Below are 15988 nucleotides of genomic sequence, written 5' to 3' on the forward strand. Positions count from 1 at the left end.
CCTAAGCTCCGAGGTAGGCCTCTCGGAGGTTGACGTTGCGGATCTGCTCCCCCACGGCGGTGTGGAGCACGGTGCCCTTCTCCATCAGCAGGGCGCGGTCGGCGAAGGGCAGCGCCCCCGCGTTCTGCTCGACCATCAGCACGGTGGTGCCGCCGTCGCGGATGCGCGAGGTGACCTCCCAGACCGTCGTGGCCAGCGCCGGGCTCAGGCCCAGCGACGCCTCGTCGATGAGCAGCAGGCGCGGGCGCGACATGAGCGCCCGGCCCACGGCCAGCATCTGCTGCTCCCCGCCCGAGAGGGTGCCGGCCAGCTGGTCGGCGCGCTCCACGAGACGGGGGAAGTAGTCGAGCACCAGGTCCTGCTGCTCCCGCACGGCCCGCGGGCTGCGCCGCTGGCTCCACGCCCCCAGGCGCAGGTTCTGGCGCACCGTGAGCCGCGGGAAGACGCGGCGCCCCTCCGGGCACAGCGAGATGCCCTGCTTGACCCGGGCCGAGGGCGAGCGCCGACCCAGCGAGCGACCGTCGAGGCGGACCTCGCCGGCCTGCGGGCGCAGCAGCCCGGCGATCGTGTTGACGGTGGTGGACTTGCCGGCGCCGTTGAGGCCCAGCAGCACGCACACCTCGCCCTCCTCCACGTCGAACTCGACCTGGTGCAGCACCGGGTGCGGGCCGTAGCCGACGACCAGGCCGCGGACCTCGAGCAGGCTCATCGGGGCCCTCCCACCAGGGTCATCGTGTCGGTGTCGGTGTCGGTGTCGGGTTCCGGTGCGGGCGCGGGGTCCGGCTCGGGCTCGGTGCCCAGGTAGGCGCGCGCCACCTCGGGGTGGCGGCGTACGTCGTCGGGCTTGCCCTCGGCGAGCACCTCGCCGAAGTTGAGGCAGTAGACGTAGTCGGAGACCCGGGTCACCAGCGGCACGTGGTGGTCGATCATCACGATGCTCAGGCCGAACTGCTGGCGCAGCTCCAGCAGCGTGTCGCCCAGGGCGTGGGCCTCCTCGGGCCCCATCCCCGAGCCCGGCTCGTCGAGCAGCAGCAGGTCGGGGTCGGTGGCCAGCACGGCCGCGATCTCGACCTTCTTCAGCACGCCGTAGGGCAGGTCGGCGACCCGCTCCTCCCCCACGTGCCGCAGGTCGAGCAGCTCGAGGATCAGGTGGCTGCGCTCGCGGATGCGGCGCTCCTCGCCGAACGTGGTCGGGCCGCCTGCGATGCCTGCCCACGGGTCGTAGGAGACCTGCAGGTGCTGGGCGGTGGCGAGGTTCTCGCGCACCGTGGCGTTCTTGACCAGCCCGACGTTCTGGAAGGTGCGCCCGATCCCGAGCGCGGTCCGCTTGTGCACCGGCAGGCCGGTGATGTCACGGCCGCGGTAGGCGACCCGGCCGGCGGTCGGGCTGTAGAAGCCGGTGATGCAGTTGAAGAGGGTGGTCTTGCCGGCGCCGTTGGGACCGATGATCCCCACGATCTCCCACTCCCCCGCCCTCAGGCTCACGTCGTTGAGGGCGGTGATGCCGCCGAAGCGGATGGTCAGGTTGCTGATCTCAAGCACGGACATCAGTGACCTCCACGTCGTCGACGCGACCGGCGTGCCGGTCGAAGCGGTGCCCGGTGAGCCAGAGCCGGATCGGCGCGACCTGCTGGCCGATGCCCCCGGGGTAGAGCGTGAGCGTCAGGACCAGCAGGACCGGCCCGACCACCAGCGAGACGAACTCGGTGGGCAGCCCCAGCAGGCCCTCGAAGAACCCCTCGAGGCCGAACATCGCGACCAGGGCACCCTCCTCGAGCAGCGCGAAGAACACCGCACCCAGCACGACCCCGGTGCGGCTGCGCAGCCCGCCGACGACGGTCATCAGCACGAAGAGCAGCGCGAGGCGGAAGTCGAACGAGCTCGGCACGATGACCTCGTCGTGGTGGGCCACTAGCGAGCCGGCCACGCCGGCGAAGAGGCCCGAGACGGCGAAGGCCACCAGGATGTAGGCGCGCACGTCGATGCCGTACGACGACGCGACCCGCGGGTTCTCGCGCAGCGCGGCCATGGCGCGGCCGGCCTTCGAGGCCGTCAGGCGCCAGTCGATCCACAGCACCAGCGCCAGGAACGCCAGGCACAGGTAGTAGTAGCGGTAGCCGCTGGTGAAGAAGTCCGGGCGCGGGGCCGGCTTGCCGCCCTCGCCGCCGGTCAGCGAGGTGATCCCGAAGAGGGTCTCCTGCGCGAACGAGCCGTAGGCCAGCGTCACCAGGGCGAAGTAGAGGCCGGTCAGGCGCAGCGAGACCGCGCCGAGCAGCACCGCCTGCACCGCCCCGAAGAGCGCGGCCACCCCGACGGCGAGGAAGAAGCTGAGCTGGAGGTTGGTGACGATGTAGGCGGAGGCGAAGGCCCCGACCCCCACGAAGGCCTGGTGGCCCAGCGAGATCTGGCCGCAGTAGCCGAGCAGCACGTTGAGCGACAGCGCGCCGATCGCGTAGATGACGGCCAGCGAGGCGACGTCGATGTCGGTGACCCCGACCTCGAAGGGCGAGAGGACGTTGAGCGGCAGGGCCAGCACGACCCACGCCAGCACCGCCCAGACCAGGCCACGCGCGGTCCAGCCGGCCCGGCTGGGCCGGAAGCGCGGCTCGGGGGCGGCGACGGGCGTCGTCTCGGGCTCGGCCGGGACGGCCGGCAGCACCTGGGTGGAGTCGCTCATGCCGTCGCCGCCGCTCGGGGGACGAAGATGCCGTGCGGCTTGACCAGGAGCACGACCAGGAGGAAGCCGAAGAGGAGCATCGCCCGGGCGCCGGGGACCTCGATCATCACCGAGAGCGTGCCCATCTGCTCGACCACGCCGACGGTCAGGCCGCCGGCCACGGCACCAGGCATCGAGCGCATGCCCGCGAGCACCGCCGCCATGAAGCCCGGCAGCAGCGCCCGTCCGGCGCCGAAGCTGAGGAAGCCCGCGGTGAAGGTCAGGTTGGGGCCGGACAGGATGCCGGCCAGGCCGCCGAGCAGGGCGGCCATCGCCCAGGTCAGCATCGAGACCCGACGCACGCTGATGCCCACGAGCTCGGCCGCGGTCGGCTCCTGCTGGGCGGCCTGGATGGTCAGCCCCGCGGGCGAGCGGAAGAACAGCGCCAGCAGCACCGAGGCCACCACCAGCACCCCCAGGGTGATCAGCTGCTGCACCGTGACCGGGGCACCGATGACCGGCACCAGGAAGAAGGAGTCGACGATGCGCGGCATGGTCATGATCAGCGTCTCGTTGAACTGCCAGAACTGGATGCCGATGGCGGCCAGCGCCACGCCCGCCGTGCCCACCAGGACCGTGACCCGCGAGGCGTTGCGCAGCGGGTGCACCACCAGCCGCTCGGTCAGCAGCCCCATCGCGACCGCGACCCCGAGGCCGAAGGCGATCGCCCAGGTGTAGCTCCACCCCCACAGCGTCAGGGCGGCGTACGCCGCGAAGAGCCCGGTGGTGCCGAACTCGGCCTGCGCGAAGTTGAAGACGCCCGAGGCCCGGAAGACCAGCACGATGCCCAGCGCGACCAGCGCGTAGACGCAGCCCTGGAGGAGGCCGGTGACGATGGCGACGCCGACCTCCTGGCCCAGCCCGCTCATGGCCGCTCGTTGCGCCGGACGGTGACGAACTCGTTCTTGTTGCAGTCGGCCCGCAACAGGTTCATCGCCGTGCCGCCGAACCGGCTCGAGAAGCTGGTCGGCGGGTAGACGCCGGGGTTGAAGTTCTTGGTGCGGGCGATGGTGCCCATGAACGACTCGCGGGTCAGGTCCTTGCCCGTGGCCCGCAGGATCGCGCCCACCATCTCCTCGGCGCCGTAGATCGCGGCGCCGATGTCGTCGGGGGCCGAGCCGTTGCGCTGCTGGTAGGCCTGCACGAACGTCTTGTTCTGGCGCATCACGTCCATGCCCGGGAAGGGCGAGTAGAACAGCGACCCGCTGACGTTGGGGCAGCCGACCGAGGCCACGATGTTCAGACCGTTGGTCAGGCCGGGGCCGATGAAGGTCACCGAGCAGGCCATCGACTTGAGCACGTTGAGGAACGAGCTGGGGCTGGCGTTCCAGAGCACCACCTTGGCGCCGCTCTGGCAGATCGAGGTGCCGACCGCCGGTGCGTCACTCGTGGTGTTCTTGGGGATCCGGCGCGAGAGCACCAGGTTGCCGCCGGCCACCGACTTCACCGCGCTGTCGGCGCGGGAGTAGAAGTTGTCGAGGCTGTCGTTGTCGGCCACGATCACGCCGACCTTGTCGCCGCCGAACTCGCTCTTGACCAGCTTGGCCAGCAGCGGCACCTGCTGCTCGTAGGTCAGCGACAGCGCGAAGTACGTCGACAGGTTGGCCAGCGGACCCAGGCCGGGGCGGGTCTCGTGGACGCCCGCCGACAGGTAGGGCACCCCCACCGCGGAGGCGTAGCGGGCGCACGCGTCGATCTGGTCGGCGCCGGCGCCCCCGATGAGCAGGAAGACCTCCTCCTGCTCGACCATGGTCTTGCACACCGACCGGGCGCGGTTGGGGTCGAACCCGTCGTCCTCGAAGAGCACCTCGACCTTGCGGCCGTTGATGCCGCCGGCGCGGTTGACGGCGTCGAAGTAGACGCCCACGGCGTTCTCGAAGGAGGCCTGCGGGATCGCGGCCGCACCGGTGACCGGGGCGTGCACGCCGATCTTGATGGTCGAGGAGGTCACGCCGGTGCTGTCGCCGCCGGAGGTGCCGCCGGGCTCACCGGGCTGCGGCGAGCCCTCGTCGCCGGGACCGCCGGAGCCGCCGGTCCCACCGGTGCCGGAGTCCCCCGAGCCGCCGCTGCCGGAGCCGCCCCCGGAACCGCTGCCGGACCCGCCCCCGAAGCCGCCGGACCCGCCGCCCGAGCCGCTGAGGTCACCCCCGCCGCCACCGGAGAAGTCGCCGCCCTCGCCGCCGGGCGCGCCGAAGGCGTCGCCGGCTGCGCCCTGCTGCACCTGGCCGCCGGCGTAGACCGTGCCCACGCCGGCCTTCTGGCCGCAGCCGGTGGCCGTGAGCGCGAGGACGAAGCCCAGCGCGGCGACGCGGCGCGCGCTCGTGCGCCCGCCCCTCATCGGGCGACCTTGGTCAGGGCGAGGGTGCGGGTCTCGCGCAGCCGGTCGAGCGCACGGCTCACACCGCGCCGGTTGGCCGCGGGGTCGGGGCGACCGGCGGGACCCAGCGCGAGCATCATCAGGTAGGCCAGTCCCAGGACCAGCGGCAGCAGCACCACGGTGCTGCGCGGCAGGCCGGAGTACCAGGCCGGCATCGCGGAGACGGGTGCAGCCGCCGCGTCGAGGTCGCCCTCGACGCTGCCGCCCGCACCGTCCGCGCCGGCACCCGGGTCGGAGGAGCCGGGCGCACCCAGGTCGCCCAGGTCGCCACCGCCACCGCCACCGTCGTCGAACCCGCCCAGGCCCTCGGTGCCCGTGGACCCACCGAGGGAGCCGCCACCGCCGTCCGAGGAGCCGGTCGTCCCGCCGCCGTCCGTCGAGCCGCCGTCGGTCCCCTCCCCGCCGGGTACGGCGTCGGGAGCGGTGGTGCGGACATCGAGGCCCACGCCGTCGGCGCCCGGGCCCGCGAAGGAGACGTCGAAGGTGACCGGGGCGTCGGCCTGCTCCACCAGGACCACGGAGCGCGAGCCGACGAAGTCGGTCTCCAGCCACCCGGCGGCCACGTCGGTCAGGTCGAAGCTCCAGCGCCCGTCCTCGTCACGCTCACCGACGGCCGAGGCCAGCTCGCAGTCGTGGGCGGGTCGGTTCTTCCACGCGGCGCCCTGCCCGTCGGCCCAGAAGACCTCCGTCACCGGGCAGGCGACCAGGGCGGCCACCTCGCCGCCGAGCGCCGCGGCGGGCTCGCCCGACTCCTGCAGCACCATCTCGAACCGGTCGATGCTCGAGCCGGGCTCGGCCTCGAAGGAGAACTCGATGGCCGAGAGCTTGGCGGTCTCCCCGAGCAGCGCGGCGACCGGCATCGCGCCGGCCGGCGTGTTCGGAGAGGGCGGTTGCGGGGCCGCGACGACGCCGGTGTCCGGCGGCGGCTCGTTGGCGACGTACCACCACCCGGTCTTGACCACGGCGGCACCGCGCAGGGTGCCCGGCTCGAGGCCGGCCTTCTTCGCGCGCTTCTGCTTCTCGGCCGTGCGGTCCCGGCCCGCGCGGCGCGGGGTCGCCTGCTCGGCGTCCTGGGCCGCGGCGCCGGTGGCGGCGGCCGCCTCGGGCAGCGGTGCGGCACCACCGGGGTCGGCTGCGGCGGCCAGGCCGGGCAGGACGGTGATGACAAGGGCCGGCAGCACCGGCAGCACGAGTCGGGAGAGCGACACGGGAGGCTCCTGGCAAGGGGACGGGGGCGGGGCGACGTCGGGGGACGTCGAGGAGATGAACGACGCCACCCGGGCCGGGTAACGCCCGTCACACCCGGAATCGCCGGATACCGGCCCAGGAGCCGTGGTGGTCCAGACCGTCCACCCCCTGAGACGGCTCTCAGTTGACGGGAGCGCCCCGGGTCAGCCGACGAGCGAGGTGACCTCGTCGGCGCAGCCCCAGCTCAGGGTCACCCCGGCCCCACCGTGGCCGTAGCAGTGCACCACGTCGCCCTCGCGCTCCAGGCGGACCGACGGGCGGGCCGGGCGCAGCCCGACCCGGTGCCCCAGCACCCGCGCGCCCGCCAGCTGCGGCACCAGCCGGGTGGCCCGCGCCAGCACCTGCTCGGCGACCAGCGGGTCGGGGGTGCGGCTCCACTCCCCCTCCTCGGCCGTGCCGCCGACGACGACGTCGTGCTCGCGCGGCACGACGTACGTCGGCCCCTCGCCGTCGATCACCCAGCGCGAGATCCCCACCTGCGCCAGGCGCACGACCTGCCCCTGCACCGGCACCACGGTGCGGTCCGAGGCGAGCAGGCGCGAGCCGATCCCGGCGCACGACACCACGACGTCGACGCCGCTCGCGGGACCGGGCTCGGGCAGCGCGGAGAGGTTGAGGCGGGTCACGGTGCCGCCCAGCTCGTCGACCCGGGCCAGCAGCCACCGCAGGTAGACGGGCATCTCGACCACGGGTGCGGCGAAGGACCACCCGTCGGCGTAGCCCGCGGGCGGCGAGGACAGCCTGGTCAGGTCGGGCACCGCGGAGCGCCACCACGGGTCGGGCGCGGGCAGGCGCACCAGCTCGTCGCCCTCCTGGACGCGCACCCCCGTGCCCGGCACGTCGGCCAGGCGGACGAGCTCGTCAAGGCACGTGGCCGACCAGGCGGTCACCCGCTCCTGGGGCAGTGCCCGGTAGGGGTACCAGATCGCCGCCGCCACGGCGCTGGTCGTCTCCAGCGGCAGGTCGCGAGCCACCACGTCGACGCGGTGTCCCGCCTCCAGGAGCCGCACGGCGCAGCTCAGCCCCACGACGCCGGCACCGACCACGACCACCCTGCCCATGGCAGGAGTCTGGCAGGAAGGCGCTGCCCGCGGGGACGCACAGCGTGACGTCGCACACGTCACATACCGATGGTTTGTGAGCGCGGCTCCTATTGACATACGTTCAACGCCATGAGGCCCACCCTGCGCACCCTGCTCGTCGGACTGCTCGTGGGCGCGCTCAGCGGCGCCGTCGTCGGCGCGCTCGCCGGACAGGCCGCCGCCGACGGCACCGGGGGCTCGACGGTGATCTCGCGAGGGGTGGCCTTCGACCTGGTCAACACCAACGACACCCACCTGCTGTGCCTGCCCGACGGCGACGACTACGTCGTTGAGGCCCGCCTCATCGGCCCCCGCGACGAGGTGCTCGGCCGCGCCGGCTCGCGCCGGATCAACGTGCTCGTGCACGACGCGGGCACCGGCGGCTGGTTCTGGGGCATGGACTCCCCCCGGCGCTACGACTACGCCCGCCAGCTGGCCCGCCGCGGCGAGACGTCGCTGGTGCTGACCCGGCTGGGCTACGACGAGAACGGGCTCGGCTCCGGGCGCGACACCTGCCTGGGCGCCCAGGCCACGATGCTGCACCAGGTCGTGCAGCACCTGAAGTCGGGCAGCTACCGCTTCACCGGCGACGTCGGCACCACGACCCCGCACGCGGGTCACGTCGTGGTGCACGGGCACGGCGTCGGCGCCGCCGTGGCGCAGCTCGAGGCCTCGACCTTCGACGACGTCGAGGGCCTGGTGCTGATGTCGTGGACCGACACCCAGTTCACCAGCCGCGCCGTCGCCGAGGCCACCCGCCAGGGCACGACCTGCCTCTCCGCCGACTACGCGAGCTTCGGTGAGACCCGCGCCGACTACCGCGACCTGCTCTTCGCCTCCGCGCCCGCACGGGTGCAGCGCCAGGCCGCGCGCCAGCGCAACGACGTGCCCTGCGGCGACGTGCTGAGCCTGGGCGCGATGGTGACGTCGCTGACCCTGGGCACCGGTGACATCGAGGCGCCGGCCCTGCTCCTGTTCGGCGACCAGGACGTCCGCACCCGTGCGGGCGCCGCCGAGCGCCAGGCCGACCGGTTCCGCTCCAGCGAGGCGGTGCGCACCCGCACCTTCAGCGGCGCCGGCAGCGCGCTGCCGCTCGAGCGGTCGGCTCCGCGGGTGCGGCGCGAGGTGCTGTCCTTCCTGACCACCACCCGCGGCGGGCGCGACTAGGAGCCGGCGGCGCGGGGCGCGGTGGGGTCGTCGATCCCGGCGTCCTGCTCGCGCGCGACGTACTCCTCGATGTCCTCGACGTCGTCGAGGTTGCGTCGCACGACGGCCAGGAGGTCCGACATGGTCGCGATCTCCTCGACCTGCTCCTTGATGAACCACTGGAGGAACTGCTCGGAGGCGAAGTCCTGCTCCTCGCGCGCGGTGCGCACCAGGTCGTAGATCTGCTCGGCGACCTGGCGCTCCTGCTCCAGCGCCAGGGCGACCGGCCCCACGACGTCGTCGAAGGAGCACTGCGGTGCCGGCACGCCGGGGATGACGACGGACGCGTCGGTGTCGAGCAGGTACTGCATCATCATCATGGCGTGGTCGCGCTCCTCCAGCGCCTGGGCGTAGAAGAACGCCGCCATCTGCGGCATCGTCTCGGCGTCGTAGTGCACGGCGCAGGCCAGGTACTGCTGGTGGGCGGCCAGCTCGTGGCCGATCTGGGCGTTGAGCTGGTCGACGAAGCGCGGTGCGGGCACGGGGTTCCTCCGGAGGTCTGGCAGGTGAGGGTGGCAGGTGGCGGGCGACCCCGCAGGTCAGGCCGAGGCGGCCAGCTGCTTCTTGGTCACCTTCGAGCCGTCGAGCCGCACGAGCCGGCGCTTCTTGACGGTGTAGCCGGAGGGAAGGGTGCCCTCCTTGAGCATGCGCAGGGGGCAGCGGCCGCACTTGCTGCGCGACTCGCAGCACTCGGTCTTCGGCAGGCGGACCACGGTCGCGCCCTTGCTGCCCTTGCCGCTCTTCTTGCCCTTGCTCTTGCCCATGCAGGCACGGTAGCACGCAGTTAGGTGAGGCTTACCTGCTCGCTCAGCGGTCGGTCGGCAGGTCGTTGGCCCGGCGGATCACGTCGACGATGCCGCCCATGATCTCGGTCAGGCCGAAGTCCTTGGGCGTGTAGACCGCTGCGACACCCTGCTCGGCGAGCTTGCGGGCGTCGGAGTCGGGGATGATGCCGCCCACGATGACGGGGATGTCACCGGCCCCGGCCTCGCGCAGCCCGGCCAGCACCGCCGGCACCAGCTCCATGTGGGAGCCCGAGAGGATCGAGAGGCCCACGCAGTGCACGTCCTCGGCGACGGCCGCCGAGACGATCTGGGCCGGGGTGAGCCGGATGCCCTGGTAGACGACCTCGAAGCCGGCGTCACGGGCGCGCACCGCCACCTGCTCGGCACCGTTGGAGTGCCCGTCGAGACCGGGCTTGCCGACCAGCAGCCGCAGCCGCCCGCCCAACTCCTCGCCGGTGGCCCGGACCCGCTCGCGCACGGCGGTGAGCTCGGTGCCCGCCTCCGCCACGCCCACGGCACCGGAGACCCCGGTCGGGGCGCGGAACTCGCCGAAGACCTCGCGCAGCGTGCCGGCCCACTCACCGGTCGTGGCGCCGGCGCGGGCCGCGGCCAGCGTCGGGCCCATCAGGTTCTCGCTGCCCTTGGCCGCCGCGGCCAGGGCGGCCAGCGCGTCGGCGACCTCCTGCTCGTCACGCTGGGCCTTCCAGGCGCTCACCGACTCGCGCGCCGACTGCTCGGCACGGGGGTCGGCGGTCATGATGGCGCCGTCGAGGTCGGAGGTCAGCGGCGAGGGCTCGGTGGTCTCGTACCGGTTGACGCCGACGATGATCTCCTGGCCGTCCTCGATGCGTGCGCGGCGCGCAGCGTGCGCCGAGACCAGCTCCTCCTTCATGTAGCCCGACTCGACGGCCGCGATCGCGCCGCCCATCGCCTGGACCCGGTCGATCTCGGCCTTGGCGCCGGCGACCAGCTCGGCCACCTTGGCCTCGATGACCGTGGAGCCCTCGAAGATGTCGTCGTACTCGAGCAGGTCGGACTCGAAGGCCAGCACCTGCTGCAGGCGCAGCGACCACTGCTGGTCCCAGGGCCGCGGCAGGCCCAGCGCCTCGTTCCACGCCGGCAGCTGCACGGCGCGGGCGCGGGCGTTCTTCGACAGCGTCACCCCGAGCATCTCCAGCACGATGCGCTGCACGTTGTTCTCGGGCTGCGCCTCGGTCAGGCCCAGGGAGTTGACCTGGACGCCGTAGCGGAACCGGCGCATCTTGGGGTCCTGCACGCCGTACCGCTCGCGGGTGATCTCGTCCCACAGCTCGACGAAGGCGCGCATCTTGCACGTCTCCTCGATGAAGCGCACCCCGGCGTTGACGAAGAAGCTGATGCGCCCCACGACCTTCTCGAAGTCCTCGTCGGCCACCTGGCCGGACTCCTTGACCTGGTCGAGCACCGCGATCGCGGTGCACAGCGCGTAGGCCAGCTCCTGGGTCGGGGTCGCCCCGGCCTCCTGCAGGTGGTAGCTGCAGATGTTGATCGGGTTCCACTTCGGGATCTGGTGGACCGTGTAGGCGATCATGTCGCTGATCAGGCGCAGGGAGTGCTCGGGCGGGAACACGTAGGTGCCCCGCGACAGGTACTCCTTGATGATGTCGTTCTGGGTGGTGCCGGCCAGCTGGGCGGCGACCTCCTCGGGCGACAGGTCGGGGTTCTGCTCCTCCGCGACCACCTGGTACATCGCCAGCAGCCACATCGCGGTGGCGTTGATGGTCATCGACGTGTTCATCGACGTCAGCGGGATGTCGGCGAAGAGGTGGCGCATCTCGCCCAGGTGCGGCACCGGCACGCCCACCTTGCCGACCTCGCCGGTCGACATGACCGAGTCGGGGTCGTAGCCGGTCTGGGTCGGCAGGTCGAAGGCCACCGACAGGCCGGTCTGGCCCTTCGACAGGTTGTTGCGGTACAGCTCGTTCGACGCCTGGGCGGTCGAGTGGCCGGCGTACGTGCGCATCACCCAGGGGCGGTCCTTCTCAGGACGCTCGAGCAGGGGTCGGTCCTTCTCCGTCATGGACAGAGGGTAGAACGGGATCTACGCGCTGGTAACCGCCTCCGGTGTGGCTTATCCGACACCGAGCGCGGGCCGGTCGACGTCGACGACCCGGATCAGGTGGGACAGGTGCAGCAGGCGACGCACGGCAGGGCCGCACCCGCGCAGGGTCAGGTGGCCGCCGCGCAGGTCGGCGGCCCGGCTGGCCACGGCCAGCACCCGCAGCGCGGTCACGTCGGCGCCTTCGACGGCGCTGAGGTCGACCACGACGTGCTCGTGGTGGGCCAGGTGCTCGTAGACCGCCGTGCGCACCTCGGTCGTGCTGCGCACGTCGAGGTCGCCGACCAGTCTCACGGTCGCTCCGTCGGTGCTGATCTGCATGTGCCCTCCCACCCTGCCGGGCCCGCTCCCCCGATGGAACGGGACTCCGCGAGGTCGTCCTCACCCACCTTGACGCGTCAGCGGCCCGGATGGTTGCACCGAACGGGCACTTTTCTCGCGTGTCGCCCCGACCAGGGCCAGACCCGCGGTGCCCACGGCCAGCAGGGCCATCCCGGCGACGCCCTCGGGGGCGAAGATGTGGCCCGCGTGGACCAGCCAGGCGCCGGGCAGCAGCGGCAGCCCCGCCAGCGCCCGCGGCCCCCGTCGCACCACCTGGTCGGCCAGCAGCAGCACGACGCAGACCAGCAGCGCCCACGAGCCCACCTCGCCCAGGGGCGTGCCGATGCGGAACATCTGGCTGACCGCGGGCGGGCGGGGCACGTCGGGGCCCAGCTGGTGGGTGACCCAGCCGGCTCCGATGCCGCTCACGACGTCGAGCGCGGTGTAGAAGGTCGCGTAGACGTAGGCCGAGACCCGCACCAGCCAGGCCAGCGGGTCGCTGCGCCCACGCACCAGGACCGCCAGCGCCAGCCCCACGAGCGGGAAGACCAGCAGGCCCGGCAGGTGCAGGGCGTACCAGCGCCAGGCGGTCTCGTAGGACAGCGAGTGCGGGTGGAAGAGCCCGGCCACGGCCAGGCTCAGGCCCGGCAGGCCCAGCAGCAGCGGCCAGAGGAAGTCACGTCGCACGACGCGAACCTACGCACGGCCCGCTGGCGCCGCGACCACCCGTGGCTACCCTTCAGCCATGGTCAACCTGACGCGCATCTACACCCGCACCGGCGACGCCGGCGAGACCCGGCTCGGCGACATGAGTGTCACGACGAAGACCGACACCCGGCTGCAGGCCTACGCCGACGTCGACGAGGCGAACGCGCACCTGGGCCTCGCGGTCGCGCAGGGCGACCTCGAGGAGGAGGTCGTCGCCGTGCTCGTGCACGTGCAGAACGACCTGTTCGACGTGGGCGCCGACTTCTGCACCCCGGTCGTGCCCGACCCCGAGTACCCGCCGCTGCGGATCACCCAGGACTACGTCGACCGGCTCGAGGGCTGGTGCGACGTCTACAACGAGCCGCTCGAGAAGCTGCGCTCGTTCATCCTGTCCGGCGGCACGGTCGGGGCCGCGCACCTGCACGTCGCCCGCACCGTCGTACGCCGCGCGGAACGCTCGGCGTGGGCGGCGCACGCCGAGCACGGCGAGAGCATGAACCCGCTCGCGATCACCTACCTCAACCGCCTCTCCGACCTCGTGTTCATCCTGGCCAGGCACGCCAACCGCGAGCGCGGCGACGTGCTGTGGGTGCCCGGCGGAGAGCGCTGAGGAGACGACGATGACCCCCGACCGGTTCTGGCGGCTCATCGACCTGCTCGACGGCACCGCCGACGAGGAGTCGGTGCAGCTGATCGAGGCGGCGCTGGCCCCGGGTGAGGAGGAGACCTTCGCCGACGCCGTGCTCGACCACGTCGACCGGCTGCTGGCGCGCCGCGAGGCCCTCGTCGCGCACGCCTGCGACAGCCCGTACCCGGTCGCGGCGGCGGTCGTGGCGGCCGGGCGCGAGGTCTACGAACGCGAGCTGACGCTCGACGGCCCGCTCGACCCGGCGCAGTGGCAGGCGCACGAGTCGGAGGAGCTGCTGGTGGTGGGGCTCGGCGAGCCGGACCCGTCCCGGCCCCGCGGCAGCGACCAGACCTGGGCCGAGCAGCTGGGGCTGCACCTGCAGTGGCGCTCCACCCAGGTGCCGGAGGGAGTCCTGACGAGCTGGGGCGCGGAGATCGCCGAGCTCGACGGCGTGGTCGGCGACGACCCCTCCTTCGGCCGGATCCCGACCGACGACCCGCAGTGGCACGAGGCGCTGAGCCGGCTCGCCGCCGACCCCGAGTTCCACCGGCGTCGCGAGGCCGTCGCCGACCTCGAGCTGCACGTCGTGGTGCGCGACACCGACGAGGCCACGCTGAGCGCCTACCCCGACGCCGAGGCCGCCGAGCACGTGGTGCTCGTCGTCCCGGTGGGGGCGCTGACCGCCGATGCCGACCGCGCCGAGGCCTACGTCGAGGCCGTGGTCACGATGCTCGTGTCGTTGACCGAGGGGTAGGCGCCAGGGCTAGGACCCGACGACGTCGCTGCGCACCCGGGTGGCCCCGACGCTGAGCGCGGCCGGGAGCATGAGCGCGGCGACGACCAGGAGCACCTCCAGGGTGCCGATGCGGTCGGCGAGCCGGCCCAGCAGCGGCGGCCCGGCCAGGAACGCCCCGTAGCCGATCGTCGAGACCACCGAGACCCGCAGCGCCGCCCCCTCCGGGTCGTCGGCGGCGGCGCTCATGCCGACCGGGAAGCCCAGCGAGGCACCCAGACCCCACACCAGGATGCCCAGCGCGACCAGCACGAGCGTGCCACCCAGCGCGGTCAGCAGCGCGCCCAGCAGCGCCAGCCCGGCACAGCCGAGCAGCACGGGGGCCCGCCCCCACCGGTCCAGGAGCAGGGGGCCCACCAGCCGCCCCACGGTCATCGCCACCACGAAGAGCGTGAAGCCGGCCACCCCGACCCACTGCTCGACGCCGTAGCCGTCGATGAGGGCCAGCGACAGCCAGTCGTTGGCGGTGCCCTCCACCATCGCGAAGCACAGCACCATCACCCCGATCGCGAGCGTGCGCGGCTCGGTCCACGCCGAGCGACGCACGGGACGCACCAGCGGCGAGAGGGGCTCCGCGGCCGGGGGCTGCGCCGGCCAGAAACGGGCTGCACTCCCCCAGGCCAGCACCAGCGCGACGACGCTGACCGCCAGCAGGTGTGCCAGCAGGGGCAGCCCCAGCGCCAGGACCAGCACGCCGACCCCCGCCCCGAGGATCGAGCCCAGGCTCCAGCCGGCGTGGAAGCGCGGCATGATCGTGCGGGCCAACCGCCGCTCGACCTCCGCGGCCTCGACGTTCATGGCGACGTCCCAGACGCCGATGCCGGTGCCGTGCACCAGCAGACCCGCCGCCGTGAGCGGCAGGGAACCGGCGGTGACCCCGACGGCGGCCACCGCCAGGCCGCAGGTGTCGAGGCCGGCGCCCAGACGCACGGTGGCGCCGGCCCCGATGCGGGTGATGACGTGGCCGGTGCTCGGCAGCGCCACCAGCGACCCGATCGCCACCGCGAGCAGCAGCAGGCCCAGCGCCCCGTTGCTCAGGGCCAGGCGCTCGCGCACGTCGGGCAACCGCGAGACCAGCGAGGCGAAGACCAGCCCGTTGAGGACGAACGTGAGCGCCACCGCGTCGCGGGCGCGCCGGAGGGTGGGGTCGGTCCCGTCCAGGGCCCGGTCAGCGGTGCGGAGCATGCGGCCATGGTGCCAGTTGACCGGTCAACCAACCAAGCGACGAGCAGTCCCGTCAGCAGCGAGGCCCCCACCGTTGGTTGAGCAGCGAGGGCCGCGCCGTTGGTTGAGCAGCGAGGGCCGCGCCGTTGGTTGAGCAGCGAGAACCGAAGGCTCGAGCGTCGTCGAAACCCCGCAACCACACGGCGTACGGCGGGCGCGGTCCTCACCGGGTCTCGACGACGCTCCTCGCTGGCGCTCGTCCCTGCTCGACCAACGGGATCGTTGGTTGAGCAGCGAGGGCCGAAGGCTCGAGCGTCGCCGAAACCCCGTGAGCACACCGCGTACAGCAAGCGGGGAGCTCAGCGGGAGCCGGGCATCTCCGCGCCCGGGGGGCGGGCCTCCAGCCACGACTGGAAGCCGGTCAGCGAGGAGGCGCTCATGGCCAGCTCGACGTCGCCCGCGTCGCTGCGGCACACGATGACCACGTGGTCGGGGAAGAGCGAGGACTGCTCGGGGCCCTCGGTCGCGCGCCGGCGCTCGTAGGTGAGGTCGGTGCGCTGCCAGGTGCGCTTGGGGCGGGGCGAGAGGGAGAAGATGCGGAACCACTCCAGCTGCTCGCCGGAGTAGCGCCCGATGCCGAGAAGCCAACCGCGCCCGGCCCTGTCGGACCGGACGCGGTGGCTGAGCTCGAAGGTGCCGCCGTCACGTGCGATGACGCGACGACGCACGACCAGGGCGAGGCCGTAGAGGAGGACGAGCACCAGGAGCACACCGGCTGCGTCGAGCAGCCACTGCCACACCGGCATCCACGTCCCCCTGCCTGAGTCCCGACCGCGTTGAGGACATCACCTTAGCGGCACGG

17 protein-coding genes are annotated in these 15988 nt (G+C 72.9%); 3 read left to right on the forward strand and 14 right to left on the reverse strand.

The features are described 5' to 3' along the window. Window position 1: 1 nt before the first annotated feature. The 7 genes from H0S66_RS00740 to H0S66_RS00770 all read right to left on the reverse strand — a co-directional run bounded on the left by H0S66_RS00740 (window position 2) and on the right by H0S66_RS00770 (window position 7402). A complete protein-coding gene (locus H0S66_RS00740) occupies window positions 2-709 on the reverse strand; it encodes an ABC transporter ATP-binding protein (RefSeq protein ID WP_179617042.1) in 708 nt (235 codons plus the stop codon). Further along, window positions 706-1548, reverse strand: coding sequence for an ABC transporter ATP-binding protein (locus H0S66_RS00745; protein ID WP_179617043.1), 843 nt, complete (start codon window positions 1546-1548; stop codon window positions 706-708). Before H0S66_RS00745 ends, H0S66_RS00740 begins: the two co-directional genes overlap by 4 nt. Further along, window positions 1535-2677, reverse strand: coding sequence for a branched-chain amino acid ABC transporter permease (locus H0S66_RS00750; RefSeq protein ID WP_179617044.1), 1143 nt, complete (start codon window positions 2675-2677; stop codon window positions 1535-1537). The genes H0S66_RS00745 and H0S66_RS00750 overlap by 14 nt, the downstream gene beginning before the upstream one ends. Next, entirely contained in the window at window positions 2674-3585 is a 912-nt protein-coding gene (locus H0S66_RS00755; RefSeq protein WP_179617045.1) for a branched-chain amino acid ABC transporter permease, read from the reverse strand. The genes H0S66_RS00750 and H0S66_RS00755 overlap by 4 nt, the downstream gene beginning before the upstream one ends. Continuing rightward, window positions 3582-5054 (reverse strand): ABC transporter substrate-binding protein, encoded by a 1473-nt coding sequence (locus H0S66_RS00760; RefSeq protein ID WP_179617046.1) that lies wholly within the window; start codon window positions 5052-5054, stop codon window positions 3582-3584. Before H0S66_RS00760 ends, H0S66_RS00755 begins: the two co-directional genes overlap by 4 nt. After that, the gene (locus H0S66_RS00765) at window positions 5051-6301 is read right to left on the reverse strand and encodes a hypothetical protein (RefSeq protein ID WP_179617047.1); all 1251 of its coding nucleotides are present in this window, start codon (window positions 6299-6301) and stop codon (window positions 5051-5053) included. Before H0S66_RS00765 ends, H0S66_RS00760 begins: the two co-directional genes overlap by 4 nt. 183 nt (window positions 6302-6484) lie before the next feature. After that, complete coding sequence (locus tag H0S66_RS00770) at window positions 6485-7402, reverse strand: FAD-dependent oxidoreductase (RefSeq protein WP_179617048.1); 918 nt, start codon at window positions 7400-7402, stop codon at window positions 6485-6487. A 111-nt stretch (window positions 7403-7513) separates the two neighbouring features. On the opposite strand from H0S66_RS00770, the gene H0S66_RS00775 reads away from it, so the two are divergent. Next, window positions 7514-8590 (forward strand): alpha/beta fold hydrolase, encoded by a 1077-nt coding sequence (locus H0S66_RS00775; protein ID WP_179617049.1) that lies wholly within the window; start codon window positions 7514-7516, stop codon window positions 8588-8590. Here the strand turns inward: H0S66_RS00775 and H0S66_RS00780 are convergent. Genes H0S66_RS00780 through H0S66_RS00800 form a run of 5 tightly spaced genes read right to left on the reverse strand, consistent with a single transcriptional unit; the run spans window position 8587 to window position 12520 of the window. Further along, window positions 8587-9111 (reverse strand): ferritin, encoded by a 525-nt coding sequence (locus H0S66_RS00780; protein ID WP_179617050.1) that lies wholly within the window; start codon window positions 9109-9111, stop codon window positions 8587-8589. The genes H0S66_RS00775 and H0S66_RS00780 overlap by 4 nt on opposite strands. A gap of 57 nt (window positions 9112-9168) precedes the next feature. Continuing rightward, entirely contained in the window at window positions 9169-9393 is a 225-nt protein-coding gene (locus H0S66_RS00785) for a hypothetical protein (protein WP_179617051.1), read from the reverse strand. Window positions 9394-9436: 43 nt separating this feature from the next. Continuing rightward, on the reverse strand, window positions 9437-11473 hold the full coding sequence (locus tag H0S66_RS00790; RefSeq protein ID WP_179617052.1) for a protein meaA: 2037 nt from the start codon (window positions 11471-11473) through the stop codon (window positions 9437-9439). Window positions 11474-11524: 51 nt separating this feature from the next. Continuing rightward, window positions 11525-11833: an STAS domain-containing protein gene (locus H0S66_RS00795; protein ID WP_179617053.1), complete on the reverse strand. Its 309-nt coding sequence runs from the start codon at window positions 11831-11833 to the stop codon at window positions 11525-11527. A 60-nt stretch (window positions 11834-11893) separates the two neighbouring features. Further along, complete coding sequence (locus tag H0S66_RS00800; protein WP_179617054.1) at window positions 11894-12520, reverse strand: hypothetical protein; 627 nt, start codon at window positions 12518-12520, stop codon at window positions 11894-11896. 58 nt (window positions 12521-12578) lie between these two features. On the opposite strand from H0S66_RS00800, the gene H0S66_RS00805 reads away from it, so the two are divergent. Both H0S66_RS00805 and H0S66_RS00810 read left to right on the forward strand, forming a co-directional pair. Continuing rightward, complete coding sequence (locus H0S66_RS00805) at window positions 12579-13151, forward strand: cob(I)yrinic acid a,c-diamide adenosyltransferase (RefSeq protein ID WP_179617055.1); 573 nt, start codon at window positions 12579-12581, stop codon at window positions 13149-13151. Window positions 13152-13161: 10 nt separating this feature from the next. Next, window positions 13162-13923 carry a hypothetical protein gene (locus H0S66_RS00810; RefSeq protein ID WP_179617056.1) on the forward strand — a complete coding sequence of 254 codons (762 nt, stop codon included), beginning with the start codon at window positions 13162-13164 and terminating at the stop codon, window positions 13921-13923. A 9-nt stretch (window positions 13924-13932) separates the two neighbouring features. On the opposite strand, the gene H0S66_RS00815 is transcribed toward H0S66_RS00810, so the two are convergent. Both H0S66_RS00815 and H0S66_RS00820 read right to left on the reverse strand, forming a co-directional pair. Further along, entirely contained in the window at window positions 13933-15147 is a 1215-nt protein-coding gene (locus H0S66_RS00815) for an MFS transporter (RefSeq protein WP_179617057.1), read from the reverse strand. Between the two features lie 338 nt (window positions 15148-15485). Beyond that, a complete protein-coding gene (locus tag H0S66_RS00820; RefSeq protein WP_179617058.1) occupies window positions 15486-15932 on the reverse strand; it encodes a DUF2550 domain-containing protein in 447 nt (148 codons plus the stop codon). Between the last annotated feature and the right edge of the window lie 56 nt (window positions 15933-15988).

Source organism: Nocardioides marinisabuli, from assembly GCF_013466785.1.
Lineage (GTDB): Bacteria > Actinomycetota > Actinomycetes > Propionibacteriales > Nocardioidaceae > Nocardioides > Nocardioides marinisabuli.

What these genes read in the sequence shown, in the direction of transcription:
- H0S66_RS00740 (WP_179617042.1), bottom strand. Translation starts at nt 709, where the DNA reads ATGAGCCTGCTCGAGGTCCGCGGCCTGGTCGTCGGCTACGGCCCGCAC.
- H0S66_RS00745 (WP_179617043.1), bottom strand. Translation starts at nt 1,548, where the DNA reads ATGTCCGTGCTTGAGATCAGCAACCTGACCATCCGCTTCGGCGGCATC.
- H0S66_RS00750 (WP_179617044.1), bottom strand. Translation starts at nt 2,677, where the DNA reads ATGAGCGACTCCACCCAGGTGCTGCCGGCCGTCCCGGCCGAGCCCGAG.
- H0S66_RS00755 (WP_179617045.1), bottom strand. Translation starts at nt 3,585, where the DNA reads ATGAGCGGGCTGGGCCAGGAGGTCGGCGTCGCCATCGTCACCGGCCTC.
- H0S66_RS00760 (WP_179617046.1), bottom strand. Translation starts at nt 5,054, where the DNA reads ATGAGGGGCGGGCGCACGAGCGCGCGCCGCGTCGCCGCGCTGGGCTTC.
- H0S66_RS00770 (WP_179617048.1), bottom strand. Translation starts at nt 7,402, where the DNA reads ATGGGCAGGGTGGTCGTGGTCGGTGCCGGCGTCGTGGGGCTGAGCTGC.
- H0S66_RS00775 (WP_179617049.1), top strand. Translation starts at nt 7,514, where the DNA reads ATGAGGCCCACCCTGCGCACCCTGCTCGTCGGACTGCTCGTGGGCGCG.
- H0S66_RS00785 (WP_179617051.1), bottom strand. Translation starts at nt 9,393, where the DNA reads ATGGGCAAGAGCAAGGGCAAGAAGAGCGGCAAGGGCAGCAAGGGCGCG.
- H0S66_RS00790 (WP_179617052.1), bottom strand. Translation starts at nt 11,473, where the DNA reads ATGACGGAGAAGGACCGACCCCTGCTCGAGCGTCCTGAGAAGGACCGC.
- H0S66_RS00795 (WP_179617053.1), bottom strand. Translation starts at nt 11,833, where the DNA reads ATGCAGATCAGCACCGACGGAGCGACCGTGAGACTGGTCGGCGACCTC.
- H0S66_RS00805 (WP_179617055.1), top strand. Translation starts at nt 12,579, where the DNA reads ATGGTCAACCTGACGCGCATCTACACCCGCACCGGCGACGCCGGCGAG.
- H0S66_RS00810 (WP_179617056.1), top strand. Translation starts at nt 13,162, where the DNA reads ATGACCCCCGACCGGTTCTGGCGGCTCATCGACCTGCTCGACGGCACC.
- H0S66_RS00815 (WP_179617057.1), bottom strand. Translation starts at nt 15,147, where the DNA reads ATGCTCCGCACCGCTGACCGGGCCCTGGACGGGACCGACCCCACCCTC.
- H0S66_RS00820 (WP_179617058.1), bottom strand. Translation starts at nt 15,932, where the DNA reads ATGCCGGTGTGGCAGTGGCTGCTCGACGCAGCCGGTGTGCTCCTGGTG.